At 34.3% G+C, this 764-nt stretch carries 1 protein-coding gene; it reads right to left on the reverse strand.

From position 1 onward, the window contains the following. Positions 1-26 precede the first annotated feature (26 nt). A protein-coding gene (locus BFN00_RS15685; protein WP_143115430.1) for an IS5 family transposase occupies positions 27-764 on the reverse strand; the annotation gives its coding sequence in 2 pieces (ribosomal slippage) (positions 27-467 and positions 469-764; 737 coding nt annotated over the 2 pieces). This gene is flagged as partial in the annotation.

Raw genomic sequence — 764 nt, forward strand, 5'->3', positions numbered from 1 at the left:
GTATAATAGATCTCTTGCGAAAGTCGTTATTGCAAGTTCATCCGGTTTACCAGTGCAGCGATTAAGTTAATGCGTAAACCGAATCTTTTCCGTCTATTTCGATAGCGTTCACTTAGTATTCTAAATCTTTTCAATTGACTGTTAATATGTTCGATTACAACTCGTATTTTTCCAATCATTTTATTGTAATTTTTCTCAGCATCAAATAAGGGTAAATTCTTCTTTTTCTTTATTGGCATCAATAATTTAAAGCCATCTTGCTCTAACCCATAGCACCCTAAATCGGTCATAACATAGTCACAATGTTTGAATTTCTTAACTGTTTTTCTTGCCAATTTAATATCATGCTGACTGCCAGACGATATATCTACTCCTATGATTTGTTTGCTCTTCGGATGATAGATCACTTGGGCTTTTAACGTATGTTTCTTCTTTTTACCACTGTAGAACTTACTCTGATTTTTTTTTCGGGCGTTCTATTAAACATTCTGTCGCATCAATAATTACCCAGTTAAATTGTTCGTCTGCTGTGGTAATGCTTCGTTTTGGCAGGGTAAAACGTCTTGATTTCATTAATGCATCTTCAACCTTTTTAATAGTTCGATTCACATTACTTTCAGCGATATGGTAATTTGCCGCCAATTCCAATTGGGTGTTGTAGCTCCGTAAGTAATTGAGTGTTAATAATAATTGATCCTCTATAGCTAAAGTATGAGGACGCCCTAATTTCTTTTTAAGTGATTCTGCTTCTTTTAAAACTTCGA

It is taken from the genome of Acinetobacter sp. AR2-3 (genome assembly GCF_001878775.1).
GTDB classification, from domain to species: domain Bacteria; phylum Pseudomonadota; class Gammaproteobacteria; order Pseudomonadales; family Moraxellaceae; genus Acinetobacter; species Acinetobacter lwoffii_D.